The 15,793-nt window shown below is 71.9% G+C and carries 18 protein-coding genes; 11 read left to right on the top strand and 7 right to left on the bottom strand.

The genetic code is table 11. The annotated features are described in order from the left end of the window. Positions 1-42 precede the first annotated feature (42 nt). From ACGH7X_RS02125 to ACGH7X_RS02100, 6 genes are read left to right on the top strand one after another with little or no spacing between them, the layout of a single operon-like run. Positions 43-1,308, top strand: a complete 1,266-nt coding sequence (locus ACGH7X_RS02125) for an ROK family transcriptional regulator (RefSeq protein WP_399880972.1) — start codon at positions 43-45, stop codon at positions 1,306-1,308. Next, the gene (locus tag ACGH7X_RS02120) at positions 1,295-2,191 is read left to right on the top strand and encodes an ABC transporter permease (RefSeq protein ID WP_399880970.1); all 897 of its coding nucleotides are present in this window, start codon (positions 1,295-1,297) and stop codon (positions 2,189-2,191) included. The genes ACGH7X_RS02125 and ACGH7X_RS02120 overlap by 14 nt, the downstream gene beginning before the upstream one ends. Further along, positions 2,188-3,000, top strand: a complete 813-nt coding sequence (locus tag ACGH7X_RS02115) for an ABC transporter ATP-binding protein (protein ID WP_399880968.1) — start codon at positions 2,188-2,190, stop codon at positions 2,998-3,000. The genes ACGH7X_RS02120 and ACGH7X_RS02115 overlap by 4 nt, the downstream gene beginning before the upstream one ends. A 20-nt stretch (positions 3,001-3,020) precedes the next feature. Beyond that, positions 3,021-4,022, top strand: coding sequence for an aliphatic sulfonate ABC transporter substrate-binding protein (locus tag ACGH7X_RS02110; RefSeq protein WP_399880966.1), 1,002 nt, complete (start codon positions 3,021-3,023; stop codon positions 4,020-4,022). Beyond that, complete coding sequence (locus tag ACGH7X_RS02105) at positions 4,019-5,539, top strand: sulfatase-like hydrolase/transferase (RefSeq protein ID WP_399880964.1); 1,521 nt, start codon at positions 4,019-4,021, stop codon at positions 5,537-5,539. Before ACGH7X_RS02110 ends, ACGH7X_RS02105 begins: the two co-directional genes overlap by 4 nt. 26 nt (positions 5,540-5,565) lie before the next feature. After that, positions 5,566-6,525 carry a formylglycine-generating enzyme family protein gene (locus tag ACGH7X_RS02100; RefSeq protein WP_399880962.1) on the top strand — a complete coding sequence of 320 codons (960 nt, stop codon included), beginning with the start codon at positions 5,566-5,568 and terminating at the stop codon, positions 6,523-6,525. Here the strand turns inward: ACGH7X_RS02100 and ACGH7X_RS02095 are convergent. Then, positions 6,522-7,133, bottom strand: a complete 612-nt coding sequence (locus tag ACGH7X_RS02095) for a dihydrodipicolinate synthase family protein (protein WP_399880960.1) — start codon at positions 7,131-7,133, stop codon at positions 6,522-6,524. The two genes, ACGH7X_RS02100 and ACGH7X_RS02095, sit on opposite strands and share 4 nt — an antisense overlap. 66 nt (positions 7,134-7,199) lie before the next feature. Here ACGH7X_RS02095 and ACGH7X_RS02090 point away from each other — a divergent pair, with 66 nt between their 5' ends. After that, a complete protein-coding gene (locus ACGH7X_RS02090) occupies positions 7,200-7,832 on the top strand; it encodes a sulfite exporter TauE/SafE family protein (RefSeq protein WP_399880958.1) in 633 nt (210 codons plus the stop codon). 18 nt (positions 7,833-7,850) lie between these two features. Here ACGH7X_RS02090 and ACGH7X_RS02085 read toward each other — a convergent pair whose 3' ends face one another. The 4 genes from ACGH7X_RS02085 to ACGH7X_RS02070 form a co-directional block, all read right to left on the bottom strand. After that, entirely contained in the window at positions 7,851-8,195 is a 345-nt protein-coding gene (locus ACGH7X_RS02085; RefSeq protein WP_399896711.1) for a hypothetical protein, read from the bottom strand. A gap of 99 nt (positions 8,196-8,294) precedes the next feature. Beyond that, entirely contained in the window at positions 8,295-9,167 is an 873-nt protein-coding gene (locus tag ACGH7X_RS02080; protein ID WP_399880957.1) for a glycerophosphodiester phosphodiesterase, read from the bottom strand. Positions 9,168-9,345: 178 nt separating this feature from the next. Beyond that, positions 9,346-9,549 (bottom strand): hypothetical protein, encoded by a 204-nt coding sequence (locus ACGH7X_RS02075; RefSeq protein ID WP_399880955.1) that lies wholly within the window; start codon positions 9,547-9,549, stop codon positions 9,346-9,348. Positions 9,550-9,613: 64 nt separating this feature from the next. Continuing rightward, a complete protein-coding gene (locus tag ACGH7X_RS02070) occupies positions 9,614-10,231 on the bottom strand; it encodes a TetR/AcrR family transcriptional regulator (protein ID WP_399880953.1) in 618 nt (205 codons plus the stop codon). A gap of 78 nt (positions 10,232-10,309) precedes the next feature. Here ACGH7X_RS02070 and ACGH7X_RS02065 point away from each other — a divergent pair, with 78 nt between their 5' ends. Continuing rightward, positions 10,310-11,272 (top strand): zinc-binding dehydrogenase, encoded by a 963-nt coding sequence (locus ACGH7X_RS02065; protein WP_399880951.1) that lies wholly within the window; start codon positions 10,310-10,312, stop codon positions 11,270-11,272. 262 nt (positions 11,273-11,534) lie between these two features. Here the strand turns inward: ACGH7X_RS02065 and ACGH7X_RS02060 are convergent, their stop codons facing one another. After that, the gene (locus ACGH7X_RS02060; RefSeq protein WP_399896708.1) at positions 11,535-12,377 is read right to left on the bottom strand and encodes a class I SAM-dependent methyltransferase; all 843 of its coding nucleotides are present in this window, start codon (positions 12,375-12,377) and stop codon (positions 11,535-11,537) included. Between the two features lie 172 nt (positions 12,378-12,549). On the opposite strand from ACGH7X_RS02060, the gene ACGH7X_RS02055 reads away from it, so the two are divergent. The 3 genes from ACGH7X_RS02055 (at position 12,550) to ACGH7X_RS02045 (ending at position 14,486) form a co-directional block, all read left to right on the top strand. Continuing rightward, entirely contained in the window at positions 12,550-13,038 is a 489-nt protein-coding gene (locus tag ACGH7X_RS02055; protein ID WP_399880949.1) for a DUF6083 domain-containing protein, read from the top strand. Between the two features lie 47 nt (positions 13,039-13,085). Further along, complete coding sequence (locus tag ACGH7X_RS02050) at positions 13,086-13,511, top strand: hypothetical protein (protein ID WP_399880947.1); 426 nt, start codon at positions 13,086-13,088, stop codon at positions 13,509-13,511. Between the two features lie 66 nt (positions 13,512-13,577). Continuing rightward, positions 13,578-14,486 carry a GNAT family N-acetyltransferase gene (locus tag ACGH7X_RS02045; protein WP_399880945.1) on the top strand — a complete coding sequence of 303 codons (909 nt, stop codon included), beginning with the start codon at positions 13,578-13,580 and terminating at the stop codon, positions 14,484-14,486. A 16-nt stretch (positions 14,487-14,502) separates the two neighbouring features. Here ACGH7X_RS02045 and ACGH7X_RS02040 read toward each other — a convergent pair whose 3' ends face one another. Then, entirely contained in the window at positions 14,503-15,516 is a 1,014-nt protein-coding gene (locus ACGH7X_RS02040; protein ID WP_399880943.1) for a LacI family DNA-binding transcriptional regulator, read from the bottom strand. Positions 15,517-15,793 lie beyond the last annotated feature (277 nt).

Here is a 15,793-nt window from a genome sequence, read left to right as displayed (position 1 = left end):
GGAGTGTTGACGGAATAATCGAGCCTCCCTACCTTGACCGGCATGCAGATGCCCAGCGGAGTGCATGCACTGGTCCGGCGGACCCACGAAGAACGCGTGATGCGTGCGCTGCAGGAGAACGGCGCCATGAGCCGCGGCGAGATCGCCCGGGTCGTGGGGCTGTCCCGCACCACCCTGTCCGAGATCACCGGCAACCTCCTGCAGCGAGGGGCCATCGTCGTCGTGGACACCGACGCCTCCCGGCGCGAGGGCAGCGGACGGCCGGCCGAACGGCTGGCGCTCGACCCGGCGTCGGCGCAGTTCATGGGCGTCGACTTCGGACACCGCCGCGTCCACGTCGTCGTCGCCGACGCGGCGCACGAGATCATGGTCTCCGGCTCCGTCCGGTACGAGGACACCGCGACCTGGGGGACCCGGACCGAGCTGGCCCTGGGGCTGGTCGACCGGCTGAGCAGCGAGGCCGGCGTCCACTACGGGGCGTTGCAGGGCATCGGCATCGGAGTGCCGGGCCCCTATCCGGCCCCCGAGGGAGCGGCCTGGCCGCGCTCCACCACGGGGTCCACGGTGCTCCGCCCGGCACCCGAAGGCGTCGACGTGGCCTTCGCCGAACGCTTCGACGCACCGGTGATCGTCGACAACAACACCCGCCTGGCCGCCCTCGCCGAGGCGATCAGCGGCGCCGACAGCGTCGCCGACCTGGTGTACGTACGGTTGTCGGACGGTGTCGGCGGCGGACTCGTCGTCGGCGGCCAGTTGGTGACGGGCTCGTCGGGGCTGGCCGGCGAGTTGGGGCACGTCACCGTCGAACCGGCAGGCCGGCCCTGTCGATGCGGCAAACGCGGCTGTCTGGAGACCGTGGCCTCGGTGCCCGGAATCCTCGCCGCCTGCTGGGAGTTCGGCCTGCAGTTGGAGAACCTCGACGACCTGGCGGCCGCCGTCGCCCGCGCCCACCCCGTGGTGGACCGGGTGCTGCGGGAGGCCGCGGGGGCGCTGGGGCGGGTGGTCGGCGCCGCGACCATGATGCTGAACCCCGCGAAGGTGGTCGTCGGCGGCGAGATCACCCGGCTGGCGCCCGTCCTCGTGGAGCAGGTCGCCGCCACCCTCGCCGCCGAGATCTTCCCGACCGCCTCGGCCGGCCCCGTCGTCGCCGCGGCCCGGCTCTCGGACGACGACGGCGCCATCGGCGCACTGGCCGCGGTCTTCCACAGTTCTCCCCTCCTGGCGAGGTATCCCGAAACCGCCGACGTGAAGGGCCGTTCCGATGAACCCGACTCCGCCACCGAAGGAGCCGCCCATGTCCGTCCTTGACAAGCAGGGCGCCGACCAGCGGCACCCACAGCCTTCCGACAAGCGGCCAGGGGTCTCGCCCGACGCCGACGCATCCGACACGGCCGACACGGCCGACACGGCCGACACCAAGACAACGCCGGAGCGGGCCCGCTCCGGCCGGCGGGGGCTGCCCCTGGCGCTCAACGCCGTGTCCGTCGCGCTCGGCATCGCGATCTGGTGGGCCGCCGCGTCCGCCGGCTTCAAGCTGCCGACCCCGCCGGAGGTCGTGTCCCGGGCCGGCACACTGATCAGCGACGGGACGCTCGCCGACGACGCCCTGGCCAGCCTGACGCGGGTGCTCATCGGCTTCGCCCTGGGCACGGCCGTGGCCGTCCCGGTGGGCTTCCTGATGGGCTGGTACGGCATCCTGCGCGGACTGATCGAACCCTGGATCCAGTTCTTCCGCACCATTCCGCCGCTGGCCATCATCCCGCTGGCCGTGGTCGCCATGGGCATCGACGAGACGCCGAAGATCTTCGTCATCTTCCTCGCCGCGTTCCTGGCCTGCGTGATCTCGACCTTCCAGGGCGTGGTCAACGTCGACCGCACCCTGATCAACGCCGCCCGGGTGCTGGGCGCGGGCGACGCCACGATCTTCGCCCGCGTGGTGGTGCCGGCGTCCACCCCCTTCATCCTCGTCGGCATGCGGGTCGGCCTCGGCTCGGCCTGGGCCACCCTGGTCGCCGCGGAGCTGATCGCCGCCCAGGAGGGCCTCGGGTACCGGATGCAGAACGCCCAGCTCTACTACGACCTCCCGACCATCTTCGTCGGACTCATCTCGATCGGGATCCTCGGTCTCCTCATGGACCGCGTCCTCCTCCTCGCCGAACGCCGGCTCACCCGATGGCAGGAACGCCGATGACCAGCACACCCGCCAAGATCTCCGTCCAGAACGTGACCAAGACCTTCTCCCTGGGCCGGGAGACCTTCACCGCCCTCGACGACGTCTCCCTGGACATCGCGGACCACGAGTTCGTCACCGTCGTCGGCCCCTCGGGCTGCGGCAAGAGCACCCTGATGAACATCCTCGCCGGTCTCGAGACACCCACGGCGGGCCGTGCCCTGGTGGACGGCGTCCCCGTCTCGGGCCCCGGACCCGAGCGCGGCGTCATCTTCCAGCAGTACGCCCTCTTCCCCTGGCTGACCGTCCGTCAGAACGTCGAGTTCGGCCTGCGGACCACGGGCGTGCCGAAGCACGAACGCCGGGGCCGAGCCGAGCACTTCATCGAACTGGTCGGCCTGGAACGCTTCGCCGACGCCCTTCCCAAGACCCTCTCCGGGGGCATGCGCCAGCGCTGCGCCATCGCCCGCGCCTACGCCGTCGACCCCTCGATCCTGCTGATGGACGAACCCTTCGGCGCCCTCGACGCGCTCACCCGGGTCAAACTCCAGGAACAGCTGCTGAAGACCTGGAGCCAGGACAAGCGCACGGTCCTGTTCATCACCCACGACGTCGACGAGGCCGTGTTCCTGGCCAACCGCGTCATCGTGATGGCGGCCCGCCCGGGACGCGTCTACGACGTCATCGACGTCGACCCCGCCATCGAGCGGGACGAGGCGTTCCGGCTCAGCCCCGAGTTCGCCGCACTGCGCAACCGCGTGTGGCACTCCGTCTACCACCAGGAAGGCCGCACCGCCGCCCTTTCCGGTTCCCACTCCTCGACGTCATGACCCGGAAGGGACCCACTCCCATGTCACCCGTCCTCACCCGCAGAAGCCTCTCCACCACCCTCGCCGGCGTGGCCGCGATGGCGCTGCTCGCCGCGTGCGGCGGCGGCTCGTCCTCCGGCGGATCGTCGGACAAGGTCCGCTTCGGCTACATCAACGACTTCAACGGCGCCAGCCTCATCGCCATCGCCGAGGCCAAGGGCCTGTGGAAGAAGCACGGCCTGTCGGCCGACGCCAAGGTCTTCACCAACGGGCCGCTCCAGATCCAGGCCCTGGGCACGGACAACCTCGACTTCGGCTACATAGGCCCGGGCGCCATGTGGCTCCCCGCCTCCGGACAGGCCAAGGTCGTCGCCATCAACACGCTCGGCAACTCCGACCGGGTCCTCGCCCAGCCGGGCATCACCTCGATGCAGCAGCTCAAGGGCAAGACCGTCGCCGTGCCCGAGGGCACCTCCGGCGACATGATCCTCTCCCTCGCGCTGGAGAAGGCCGGAATGACCAAGGAGGACCTGAAGGTCGTCCCGATGGACCCGTCCACCATCGTCTCCGCCTTCTCCTCCAAGCAGGTCGACGGCGCGGGCTTCTGGTACCCGGCCGCCGCGACGATCAAGAAGCAGGTCCCCGACCTGGTCGAACTCGCCAAGAACGCCGACTTCGAGCAGGACGTCTCCTTCCCCACCGCGTTCGTCGCGGGCAACAAGGTGGTCGACAAGCAGCCGGAGAAGACCAAGAAGGTCCTCGCCGTACTGCGCGAGGCCATGACGTTCCGCTCCGAGCACACCGACGAGGCCATCGAACTCACCGCGGACAAACTGAAGATCCCCGTCGACCAGGTCAAGGCCGACGCCGCGAACAACAAGGTGCTCAGCGTCGAGGAACTCGACAAGCTGACCAAGGACGGCACCGTCGTCACCTGGCTCGAGGGCATGAACGACTACTTCGTCGACACGGGCAAGCTGAAGAAGCCCGTCGACCCGAAGACCTACTACACCGGCGACCTCTTCACGGGAGCGGCCAAGTGACCGAGTCCGGCGCCCAGCCCGGCGCGGCCCGGAAGAACATCCTCTTCCTCATGACCGACCAGCACCGGACGGACACGCTCGGCGCCTACGGCAACGGGCTGGCGCACACCCCCGTACTCGACGAACTGGCCGCCACGGGAACCCGCTTCGACCGCTGGTACACCCCGACCGCGATCTGCACCCCGGCCCGCGCGAGCCTGCTGACCGGTCAGGCGCCCTTCCGGCACAAGCTCCTCGCCAACCACGAACGCAACGTGGGCTACCTCGAGGACCTGGCCGAGGACCAGTTCGCGTTCTCCAGGGCGCTCAGGGAACACGGCTACAACTGCGGTCTCGTCGGCAAGTGGCACGCCGGCAACCGGCGGACGGCGGCCGACTACGGCTTCGACGGCCCCGAACTGCCCGGCTGGCACAACCCCGTGGACAACCCGGACTACCTCGCCTACCTCGCCGAACACGGGCTGCCGCCGTACGAGATCAGCGACCGGGTCCGCGGCACCCTGCCCAACGGCGGCCCCGGCAACCTGCTGGCCGCCCGACTGCACCAGCCCGTCGAGGCCACCTTCGAGCACTACCTGGCCACCCGCGCCATCGAACAGCTCGAGCGGTACGCCGCGGACGTCCACGAGCGCGACCAACCCTTCTTCCTGGCCCTGCACTTCTTCGGACCGCATCTGCCGTACATCCTGCCCGACGAGTACTTCGACCTGATCGACCCGGCGGACGTGGAGCTGCCGCGGTCCGTGTCGGAGACCTTCGAGGGCAAACCCCCGGTCCAGCGCAACTACAGCGCGCACTGGACGTTCGACACGATGCCCATCGAGACGACCCGCAAGCTCATCGCGGTCTACTGGGGCTACGTGGCGCTCATCGACATGCAGATCGGCCGCGTCATGGCGGCCATGGAACGCCTCGGGCTCGTGGACGACACCGCGGTGTTCTTCACCTGCGACCACGGGGAGTTCACCGGCTCGCACCGGCTGCACGACAAGGGTCCCGCGATGTACGAGGACATCTACCGCACCCCTGGCCTGCTCCGGGTCCCGGGCGCGCCCGGCGGCCAGGTGCGCGAGGAGTTCGTCAGCCTCCTCGACTGCACCGCCACCATCCTCGAACTGGCGGGCGTCGACCCGAAACCCGCCGTCGACTCGCGCAGCCTGCTGCCCCTGGTGCGGGGCGAGACGGTGGACTGGGACCAGGACATCGTCTGCGAGTTCCACGGCCACCACTTCCCCTACCCGCAACGCATGCTGCGCGAGGACCGGTACAAACTCGTCGTCAACCCCGACTCCGTCAACGAGCTCTACGACCTGCGCACCGACCCGGACGAACTGCAGAACGTCTACGCCCATCCCGAGCGGGCGGAGGTCCGCGGCCGGATGATGCGCCGGCTGTACGACGTACTGCGCGAGCGCGGCGACAACTTCTACCACTGGATGACGTCGATGTACGAGGTCGGCGAAGTGGGACACGACCCGACCCTGAGCGGGCTCGACGAGTCCACCTACCAGGCGTAGCAGCCGGCGACCCCATTCGAGGACCCATGACCCGCGACCACCGCCCCTGTTGCACCCCCGCCGCCTCGCCCGTCGCCGTCGCCATGTCCCCGCCGGCATCGGGGCACGCCGCCCGTGCGCGCTCGACCCGCGGTCAGGTGCTCGTGCCGGGCGGTGAGTTCGCGATGGGGGACGCCTTCGCGGAGGGGTATCCCGCCGACGGCGAGACGCCCGTCCACCCGGTGCGTCTGGCGCCGTTCCACATCGACGAGACCGCCGTCACCAACGCCCGGTTCGCCGGCTTCGTCAAGGCGACGGGCCATGTGACCGACGCCGAACGCTACGGCTCCTCGGCGGTCTTCCACCTGGTGGTCGCGGCACCCGCCGCCGACGTCCTCGGCAACGCCGCCGGGGCCCCCTGGTGGATCAACGTACGGGGAGCCCACTGGCGTCGCCCCGAGGGCGCCCACTCCGACATCACCGGCCGGCAGAACCATCCCGTCGTCCACATCTCCTTCAACGACGCCACCGCCTACGCGCGCTGGGCCGGCAAGCGCCTGCCCACCGAGGCCGAGTGGGAGTACGCCGCCCGCGGGGGACTGGCCGGCCGCCGCTACGCCTGGGGCGACGAGCTGACCCCGGGCGGCCGGTGGCGCTGCAACATCTGGCAGGGCCGCTTCCCGCACGTCAACACGGCCGAGGACGGTCACCTGACCACCGCTCCCGTGAAGTCCTACCGGCCCAACGGCTTCGGCCTGTGGAACACCGCGGGCAACGTGTGGGAGTGGTGCTCCGACTGGTTCTCACCCTCCTATTACGCCGACGCGCCGGCCGCGGACCCGCGCGGCCCCGAAACCGGGACGGCACGGGTCCTGCGCGGCGGCTCCTACCTGTGCCACGACTCCTACTGCAACCGCTACCGGGTCGCCGCCCGCTCCGCCAACACCCCGGAGTCCTCGTCCGGCAACCTCGGCTTCCGCTGCGCCAACGACTCGGCCGGTACCTAGGGCCGGCCGAGCACGGCCCGCCCCTCGGCGACGATGGCCGCCAGCTCCTCGGTCTCGGCCGCCGTGAGCGGCGTCAGCGGCGGGCGGACCGGCCCGGCATCGACGCCGGACAGGGTCACCCCCGCCTTCACCAACGACACCGCGTACCCCGGCACCCGCCGGCGCAGCCGGACCAGGGGGTGGAAGAAGGCCCGCTGGAGCGCGTCGATCCGCTCCTGGTCGCCCTCCACGATCGCCCGGTGGAAGGCGAGGGAGATGTCCGGCGCGAAAGCGAAGGCGGCCGAGGAGTACGGCTCGACGCCCAGTGCCCGGTAGGCCGGCTGGCTCGCCTCGGCCGTGGGCATGCCGTTGAAGAACTGGAAGCTCTTGCCGGACGCGCCGAGCGTCTCACGCACGGCGGGGACGATCCGCGCGACGAGATCGAGGTCGCCGGTGCCGTCCTTGAAGCCGGACACGGTCGGCAGCCGGGCCACCGCCGCCGCCGAGGTCTCGTCGAAGCGGGCGTTCGCCCGGCTGTAGACGATCAGCGGCAGCTCCGTCTCCCGCCCGACCGCGCGGGCGTAGGCGACGAGCCCCGCGGCGGGCGAATCGACCAGGTAGGGAGGCATGAGCAGCAGGCCGTCCGCACCGGCATCGGCGCCCTGCTCCAGGTCTCCATCGGCTTCGGCCTTGGCATGATCGCCGCACCGGTCTTCTCGCTCGTTGACCCGGCCCTCGCACCCACGGCGGTCCTGCTGCTCGCCACCGGGGTGACCGCGACGGTGCTGGTGCGCGAACGAGGCCGGGCCGACCTGCGCGGCTGCGGCTGGGCCCTCGTCGGCCGGCTGCCCGGAGCGCCGGCCGGTGCCCTGCTCGTGGTCGCCCTTCCCGCCCGCTGCCTCGCGCTGCTCGTCGCGGCGGTGGTCCTCACCGGCGTCACGGTGAGCGCCGCCGGTTACGTACCGCGCCGGCGGCGCTCCTCGGTCGTCCTGGCCGGGATGGCCTCGGGACTGATGGGCACGGCCACGTCCATCGGCGGCCTGCCCATGGCGATGGTGTGGCAGCGGCTGAGCGGCCCGGAACTGCGCGCCACGATGAGCGCGTTCTTCCTCGCCGGTTCCCTGATGAGTCTCGCCGCGCTGACAGCGGCGGGCGCGGTCGCCCCGCACGCACTGCGCGGCACCGCGCTGCTCGCCCCCGCCGCCGTGGTTGGGGTGCTTGTCGCCCGGCCACTGACCCGGCGGCTCAACGTACGACGGACCCGCACGGCCGCCGCGGCACTCGCGGTCGCGGGGGCCGTGACGCTGGTCGTGCGGCAGTTCCTCTGACCGCCGGGGGACCGGTCGCTACGTGCGCAGCAGCCGCTGCGTGATCTCGCGGTACTGCCTCAGCGCGAGCCGGAGTTCCTCGGCCTGTGCGTCGGAGTCCTGGTCCTGCCAGCTCTCGTGCAGGGCTCGACGTCGTTCCGCGAGGGCGTGCGCGAGGTGGGCCGCGGCGTCGTCGAAGGCGGCCTCCGCTTCCTCCAGGGCCTCGCGCGGAGTGTCGGCGAAGGTGTTGATCGCCTTGCGGAGGCGGTCCAGGACCGCGTCCCGCTCCGCCGACGGCACCAGCGTGTCCGGCGCCGCGGAACGGTGCTCTGGGCGGCGCGGGGGCTGGTCCGACGGCTGCTGTGCGCGCGTCTGGTCGTACATCATCGTGTGCCGCTTTCCTGGGCTGCTTGGGTCACCGGGTTCCCCGGAGCGGCATGGCTCTGCGCCGTACCGACAGTCAACGCCCGACGGCCGTGCGTGTCAAAGGGCCGGCTTTCCGGCGCCCTGCTGACGCTGGGTGAGGGATTGGGGGTAGTCGGTGATGATGCCGTCGACGCCGAGGCCTGTCATGGTGCGGATGGCGCCGGGTTCGTCGACGGTCCAGACGTTGATGTCCATGCCGAGTTGGTGGACGCGGTCGACGAGGGTCTGATCGGTGACGGTGTGCTGGGGGTTGATCTGGTCGGCCCACCGGGCCAGTTGTTCGAGTTCGGTGTCGGTGGGGCGCTCGGCGTCGAGGATGCCGATGGGGACGTCCGGCAGCCGGGTGTGGAAGGTGTGGGCGTCGTCCGTCTGGAAGGACTGGACGGCGAGTTGGTGGCGGGCGAGGGCTTTGCGGACGTAGCGGGGCTTGCTCTTGAGGTGGCCGGCGAGGTCGGCGGCGACGCTGGTGCCGTATTGGTCGCAGGGGCTGATTTCGGCCAGGAGCCCCGTGCGGGTGTCGTCGATGTGGTCGATGACGTCGTCGAGGGTGAGGAGGGGTTCGCCGGCGTGGCGGGGGTGGAACCAGGAGCCGGCGTCCAGGCGCTGGAGTTCGGCCCAGGTGAAGTCGGAGACGCGGTAGCTAGGCCGGTCGGGGTAGAGGTCTTCGACGTCGGTGGTGCGTTCCATGGTGCAGTCGTGGAAGTTGACGAGTTCGCCGTCCTTGGTGCGTTGGACGTCGATTTCCACGTAGTCGGCGCGTTGGTCGACGGCGAGGTCGATGGCTGCGGCGGTGTTCTCGGGTGCCATGCCCGAGGAGCCGCGGTGGGCGATGACGTCCGGGCCGGTCGCGGCGTGCGCGGTGGTGGAACTCATCGCCAGGGCCAGACCACTGAGCGCGGCCACCACCGCACCGGCGCCCCTCCTGCTCACGTGCTTCACTGCAGCCTCCTGGATTCGAATGACTCACTGGAGGCTGACGGACGGCGGTTACGGGAAACCTGCCGCGGTCTGGCGGCGGCGGGATCGCCCGGTGGAGCGCGGCCGTGAACCGGTCATCCGAGGCGGAGGGGGCGATTGCGCGCATTCGCTCCCCTTCCGCCGGTGCCCGTCACCTGCCGAGGATGCCCTCGGGCAGCAGGGACTGCGGGGAGGTGGCCGGATGCCCGACCTCGAGCGATCCGAGGAGACCGTCCAGGAGCGGACCGCCCGGAACCCCGGCGGACGGACCGGGTACGGGGGCGGCCTCGGCGACGGGAGCGGACGCCAGCAGAGCGGTGGCCAGGACGGAGACACAGGCGAGCTTCTTGATCATGTCCGCCCTAACGAACGGCGGCCCGAGGAGAAACGCTAGCCGTGACCTCACTGGCCCAGTCGGGTCACGCGGGCGCCAACCGCGGCACCGGCGGCAGCGCCGAGTGGTCGGGGGAGGCCTGGAATGCCTGGATCACGAGCGCGGCGAAGCGCCGGGAAGCGGCGACGCGGGCGGTCGTCGACGCGGCACGGATGCCCCTGTTCGCCATGATCATCAGAATCAGGTCGTCCAGGACGAAGTCCTGGCGCAGCCCGTCGGGCCCCTTCGCCCGGTGGGCCAGTTCACCGACCGACCTCAGCGTGTACCTACGGGCCGCCGCGAAGTCCATCGCCTCCGGGTAGGCCGCCATGAAGGCCTCGGTGAAACCCCGGTGCCGTGCGTGCAGCTCACAGGTCTTCTCGATCACAAGGCAGAACCCGCGCCAGGGATCCGGATGGGCCAGCCCCTCGTCGACGATGGCCTCGCACGCCCGCAGCTGATCCGTGAAGGCCTCGGTGACCAGCGCCTGCTTGGTCGGGAAGCGCCGGTAGAGGGTGGCGGGGCCGACACCGGCCCGCCGGGCGACCTCCCGCATCGGCACGTGCAGGCCCTCGGCGGCGAACAGGGTGCGGGCCGCGTCCAGGATGCGCTCCCGGTTGTCCAGGGCGTCGGCGCGCAGCGGGTGAGGCAATCGATCGGTCACCACTCTCACTTTAGCCAAAGTGGACGGGGGCGTCCGTTAGCGTCCGAAGGGCACGGTATCGGTGAACAAGGAGCGGCGATGAAGGCAGTGGAGATCCAGGCGTTCGGAGGACCCGGTGGTCTGGTGGTCGTCGACCTCCCCGACCCCGCCCCCGCCGGCGGACAGGTGCTGATCACCACCGAGGCGATCGGCGTGAGCGGTGCCGACGCCGTGATCCGGAGCGGCGCTCTCGCCTCCTACGGCTTCACCGAGGGCCACGTCCCCGGGGGCGAGGTGGTGGGCACCGTGACCGCGGTCGGTGACGGCGTCGACACCTCCTGGATCGGCCGGCGCGTGTGGGCGTCCACCGGCGTGGGCGGCGGCTACGCGGAGCTGACCCTCGCCCCGGCCGACGAGCTCCTGCCCCTTCCGGCGGGTCTCTCCGCCGTCGACGCGGTGACGCTCGGCAGCTCCGGAGTGGTGGCCCACTTCGGCCTCACCCACGCCCACTTCACGCCCGGCGAGTCGGTGCTGGTGCGGGGCGCCGCCGGAAGCCTCGGGATCATGACGGTCCAGCTCGCGGCCCGTGGCGGTGCCGGAGCGGTGGCGGTGACGACGTCCTCGGCCGAGCGGGGGGAGCGCCTGCGCGGGCTCGGCGCGACCCACGTCCTGGACCGCTCCGGCCAGGGGAGCGCGGGCGCGCCCGCGGGCTACGACGTCATCGTGGATGTCGTCGCGGGCCCGCACCTGCCCTCCTTCTTCCCCAGGCTCGAGCCGAACGGCCGCATGGTCGTCGTCGGCGCGGTCGGCGGCCAACCGCCGGCGGACTTCGGCACACACCTGATGGCGGCGTTCCAGAAGTCGATGTCCTTCGCCACCTTCAGCGCCGCCACCGTCTCGGTGCCCGACCGGAACGCCGTCAGGGCCGAGCAGTTCGCCGCCGCGAGCCGCGGCGAGCTGCGCACGGTCGTCCACGAGGTGCTGCCCCTGGAACGAGCCGCCTCGGCGCACCGGAAGATGGACGACGGAGAGGTGTTCGGCAGGATCGTGCTGACGCCGTGACGCCGTGACGCCGTGACGCCGTGACGCCGTGACGCCGTGACGCCGTGACGCCGTGACGCCGTGACGCCGTGACGCCGTGACGCCGTGACGCCGTGACGCCGTGACGCCGTGACGCCGTGACGCCGTGACGCCGTGACGCCGTGACGCCGCGACGCCGTGACGCCGTGACGCCGCGACTCCCGGGATCGGCCGCACCGGCACCCGGCCGCACGCGCCCCGGCCGCCGACGGCCGCCGCTTGGGCCGGACTCCGGCGAGGGTGATCACTCCGGCCCGCGCGGCCAGACGAACACCTCGGTGCCCGGCTGCCGTTCGCAGAACCGGCCCGAGGGCGACGCCTCGCGCAACAGGGCGCGCAGGTCCTCCTCGAAGGCGCCGAGGCGCGCGCCGAACAGGTGCGGGGCCGAGAACGACATGGAGAACACCCCCGCGACGACGTCGTCCCACGTCCGCTCCAACGCCTGCCCGCCGGGCACGACATGACGGTACGGGCCGGCGAACCCCGCCCCGGCCAGCACCGCCGCCTCGCCGCCCGGCGTCCCTTCCGGCAGCACCCCGCGGCCGGCCCGGCGGACCGGCCCGAGATGGTGCCTGACCAACTCCCCGATCGCCGCGTGGGGAGGCGCCGGGTACGGCAGCCCGTCGACGGTCCGAGTCCGTGTCTTGAGGTCCGAGATGTGCACCAGGGCGCCGCCCGGCCGGAGCAAGTCCTTGACGCTCGCGGCCACCAGCTCGCGATCCATCCAGTGGAAGGACTGGGCGAGGGTCGCGACCGTGAAACTCCCAAGTCCCGCGGGCAGTTCCTCGGCACGGGCCCGTACCCACCGCACCTTGCCGGACACTCCCCGCGCCTCGGCCTCGCGCGCGGCCGCGTCGATCATCCCGGCGTCCGGGTCCACACCGACGACCTCGTCGAACAGACCGACCAGATCCAGGGCGATCGTGCCCGGCCCGGACCCCAGGTCGATCAGCCGCCCCCGCCCGTCGAGGGCCAGCACCTCGCCGAGTACGTCCGCCAGCCCGGGAGCGTACGGAAGTCTTCCGCGCCGGTAGTAGGCGGCCGTACCCGAGAACAAGGTGTCGTCCCACTCCCAGCCGGCCGCCACGTCCACCCACCACTTCCGCCGGGAATCCCCGCCTGCCCGCCCGCGGATGCTTCCACGGCGTCCTGATCCTGCCGTACCGTGACGCTTCGCGCCCGCACGCCCCGCCCCGTGCTGCCGTTGCGCCCGCCCCGCGCCCTGGCCCGCCCGCGGCCGTCGCCGCACGCTCGCCTTCATGGGGGATACACACGAACCGGACCTCTTCCCTTTGCCCGGCCCCGACAGCCACCGGCAACCGTCCGCCGAGACTCCCAGGGTCTGGGAGGGCGTGGACCGCGGGCAAGCAGCACGCGACGGGGCCGACGGGCCCGAGCCACCGGCCCGGCCGGTCTGCCCGAACTGCGGCCTCGCCGGGGAACGGCGCCGCACCTATACGGGCCGGCACGTTCTGCTGGAACCCCTGCTCGCCGTCCCCGCCCACCTAGTCCCGGGCGGGCACCGCTGGCACGTCGACTCGGGCGGGCAGGCCTGGAACGGCGGCCTGGACGAGCCGCCGCCCGGCACCACCTGCCGCGTCCCGCACCGGCTCACCTGCCCCGGCCTCACCCTGGACGAGATCGAACCGTGGCGGTGGGTGGTCGCGGTGCGCGAGGAGAACGCCCGGCGGGCCCGGCGGCAGGCGGACGAGGCCGACTGCCCGGTAGCCCTGCCCGACGCGGGCTGACCGGCCCGCGGCGGGGCATTGTCAGTGGCTGCCGACACAATCGACGTATGACGCCGTTGCTGCTCACCGACATCGAGTGCGCCGTCCGCGGCAGCTGGAGCGCCGAGACGTGCACGCCCGAGTTCCGCTCGCGGTGGACCCCGGGCAATCCGGCCAGGGACCAGTCCGGGGTGACCGCCATGGTGCTCAACGACCTGCTCGGCGGCGAGCTGATCAGGGGAGAGGTCCACGTGGAGGGCAGGCGGGTGGACTACCACTGGTGGAACCGTCTGGGCATGGGCCTTGAGATCGACCTCACCCGCGAACAGTTCGCCCCCGAGGAGATCGTCACCGGCGGTGTCGCCGTCCCGCGGCCGCCCGAGATACGCAGGCTCCGTGCCGAGTACGAACTGCTTCGCCGCCGTGTTCTGGAGGCGCTCGGCGGGCAGTGGACGTCGGCCGCACGGCCGGCCGGTGCCCAGTCGTCCGAGTGATCACCTGCCGTCCCGCCGTGCGCAAAAGCACGGGCGCGAACCCCGCGGCGTGAGAAATCATGAGGCATGCACCCGGACGACTGGCATCTCACCGAAGACCTCGACGACTTCCTCGCCCGCGCCGGAGACTTCCTGCACTCGCGCCCTGGCCTGCACACCGTGCAGTTGACGGTGACCGAGACCCTGCGCACCCAGGGCGCGGACTCGTACGGTGCCGGGGCACCCGTCTTCGGCCGCCTGGAAAGAGCGGGCGAGGTCGTCGCCACCTTCTTCCGCACCCCGCCGCGCCCACTGAGCCTCACGCTGCTCGCCCCCGAGGACGCCGACGCCCTCGCCGCACGCCTCGCGCGTCTCGGGCACCCGCTCCCCGGCGTCAACGCGGACCAGGACACGGCCACCGCCTTCGCCGAGGCCTGGCAGCGGCACACGGGCGCCGTGCCGACCCTCCGCGAGCGGCACCGCCTCTACCGCCTCGGAACGCTCACCCCACCCGAGCCGCAGCCCGAGGGCCGGGGCAGAGTCGCCGGTGCCCGGGACCGGGAGCAACTTATCCGCTGGCACGACGAGTTCGCGGCCGCAATCGGCGGCGTCCCCACCGGGGGAGGCCGGTGGGCCGACGAGCGCATCGCCGGTGGACGCGTCACGTTCTGGGAGAGCCCGCACGGCGCTCCCGTCTCGATGGCGGGACTCAGCCCGCTGGTCGCCGGTCAGATCCGGCTGGCTCCCGTCTACACCCCCGGCCACCTGCGAGGACGCGGATACGCCGGTGCGGCGACGGTAGCGGCGAGCCGGGCGGCGCTGGCCGCGGGAGCCCAGGAGGTCGTGCTGTTCGCGGACCTGGCCAACCCCACGAGCAACGGCCTCTACCGGCGCATCGGCTACCTGCCGGTGGCCGACTTCGCCGTGTACGACTTCCCGGCCGCAACGCCCTCGGCTCCGCCGGGTGCCGACCGGGCGGAAGCGGCGGACGACTGAGCAGCCACCGACGGCCCTACGAGGACTCGCGCACCACCAGCTCCGTCGGCAGCGTCATCTGCTGCCGGGGCGCACCGTGCTGCGTGATGTCGGTGAGGATGCGGGCCATGGTCCGGCCCAGCTCCTCCACCGGCTGACGCACCGTGGTCAGAGGCGGGTTGGTGTGGCGGGCGAGGACGGAATCCTCGAACCCGACGACCGCCACCTCCCCCGGCACCCGTCGCTTCTGCCGGCGCAGTTCGGCCAGGGCGCCGACCGCCATGAGGTCGGAGGCGGCGAAGACGGCGTCCAGATTCGGGGCGCGTTCAAGAAGCAAACGCATGGCGCGAGCGCCGCCCTCCTCGGTGAAGTCACCGGCCTCGACGAGGAGTTCCGTCGCGGGCGCGCCCGCCTCCAGGTGCGCGGCGCGCCAGCCGGCCAGCCGGCTGCGGCCGACGTCCATGTCCAGGGGACCGGTGATGGTGGCGACCCGCCGCCGTCCGCTGCTCAGCAGATGCCGCACCGCGGCGGCGGCCCCGCCCGCGTTGTCGGAGTTGACGTAGCTCAGCCGCTCGCCCGCGTCGCGGCGGCCGGCCAGCACGGTGGGCAGGCCCATCTCCTCCAGCATGCCCGGCAGTCGGTCCTCCGCGTGCACCGAGACCAGCAGCACACCGTCCACGCGGCGGGTCGCGACCGACTCGGTGAGCTGGTCCCGCTCGGCCTGGTCGCGGACGAGCATCAGCTGCAGCTGGGTGCGGCTCTCGGCGAGGGCGCCGCTGACACCGCGGATCAGCGCGGCGAAGAACGGCTCCGAACCGAGCCTGCTCTCCGATTCCGGGATCACCAGGGCCACGGCGTTGGTGCGGTTGGTCACCAGGCCGCGGGCGACCGAGTTGGGAACGTAGTTGAGTTCCTTGATCGCCGCAAGGACTCTGGCGCGTGCGTCGGCACTGACCAGGTCCGAGCCGTTGACGACACGGGAAACCGTGGTGCGGCCCACGCCGGCGCGGGCGGCGACCGTTTTGATCGTTGGACGGCGGTTGCCGGTCATGTACTCCCCCCTCGGCGGCCGCGGCGGCGGTGCCTACCGCGGAGGTGACCTGCGGCAATTCTTGCAGACACCGCCGTCGGCGGAGCACCCCCCGGGCGTCGGAACGCGAACGCCGAGCCCGGGAACCGGTGACAAGTTGCTTTCAAGTTATTGACAGATCGGCCCGCTCCCACGAGTCTTCGATGCGCCGGTGGGAACGTGCCCACCAAAATTGGGCACGTTCCCACCTCGTGTCTGAGCCGCTGTCTTTCACGCTGTTTGCCGCTGTAGCCATCGC

It is taken from the genome of Streptomyces sp. BBFR51 (assembly GCF_044591655.1).
GTDB lineage: Bacteria > Actinomycetota > Actinomycetes > Streptomycetales > Streptomycetaceae > Streptomyces.
The sequence above is the reverse complement of the archived record's forward strand: the minus strand, read 5'-3'. Positions and strand labels throughout refer to the sequence as shown.

Bases quoted from the DNA above. Each gene is read 5' to 3' on its own strand.
- ACGH7X_RS02125 (WP_399880972.1), top strand. From the start codon at position 43: ATGCAGATGCCCAGCGGAGTGCATGCACTGGTCCGGCGGACCCACGAA.
- ACGH7X_RS02120 (WP_399880970.1), top strand. From the start codon at position 1,295: ATGTCCGTCCTTGACAAGCAGGGCGCCGACCAGCGGCACCCACAGCCT.
- ACGH7X_RS02115 (WP_399880968.1), top strand. From the start codon at position 2,188: ATGACCAGCACACCCGCCAAGATCTCCGTCCAGAACGTGACCAAGACC.
- ACGH7X_RS02110 (WP_399880966.1), top strand. From the start codon at position 3,021: ATGTCACCCGTCCTCACCCGCAGAAGCCTCTCCACCACCCTCGCCGGC.
- ACGH7X_RS02100 (WP_399880962.1), top strand. From the start codon at position 5,566: ATGACCCGCGACCACCGCCCCTGTTGCACCCCCGCCGCCTCGCCCGTC.
- ACGH7X_RS02095 (WP_399880960.1), bottom strand. From the start codon at position 7,133: ATGCCTCCCTACCTGGTCGATTCGCCCGCCGCGGGGCTCGTCGCCTAC.
- ACGH7X_RS02090 (WP_399880958.1), top strand. From the start codon at position 7,200: ATGATCGCCGCACCGGTCTTCTCGCTCGTTGACCCGGCCCTCGCACCC.
- ACGH7X_RS02085 (WP_399896711.1), bottom strand. From the start codon at position 8,195: ATGTACGACCAGACGCGCGCACAGCAGCCGTCGGACCAGCCCCCGCGC.
- ACGH7X_RS02075 (WP_399880955.1), bottom strand. From the start codon at position 9,549: ATGATCAAGAAGCTCGCCTGTGTCTCCGTCCTGGCCACCGCTCTGCTG.
- ACGH7X_RS02065 (WP_399880951.1), top strand. From the start codon at position 10,310: ATGAAGGCAGTGGAGATCCAGGCGTTCGGAGGACCCGGTGGTCTGGTG.
- ACGH7X_RS02055 (WP_399880949.1), top strand. From the start codon at position 12,550: ATGGGGGATACACACGAACCGGACCTCTTCCCTTTGCCCGGCCCCGAC.
- ACGH7X_RS02050 (WP_399880947.1), top strand. From the start codon at position 13,086: ATGACGCCGTTGCTGCTCACCGACATCGAGTGCGCCGTCCGCGGCAGC.
- ACGH7X_RS02045 (WP_399880945.1), top strand. From the start codon at position 13,578: ATGCACCCGGACGACTGGCATCTCACCGAAGACCTCGACGACTTCCTC.
- ACGH7X_RS02040 (WP_399880943.1), bottom strand. From the start codon at position 15,516: ATGACCGGCAACCGCCGTCCAACGATCAAAACGGTCGCCGCCCGCGCC.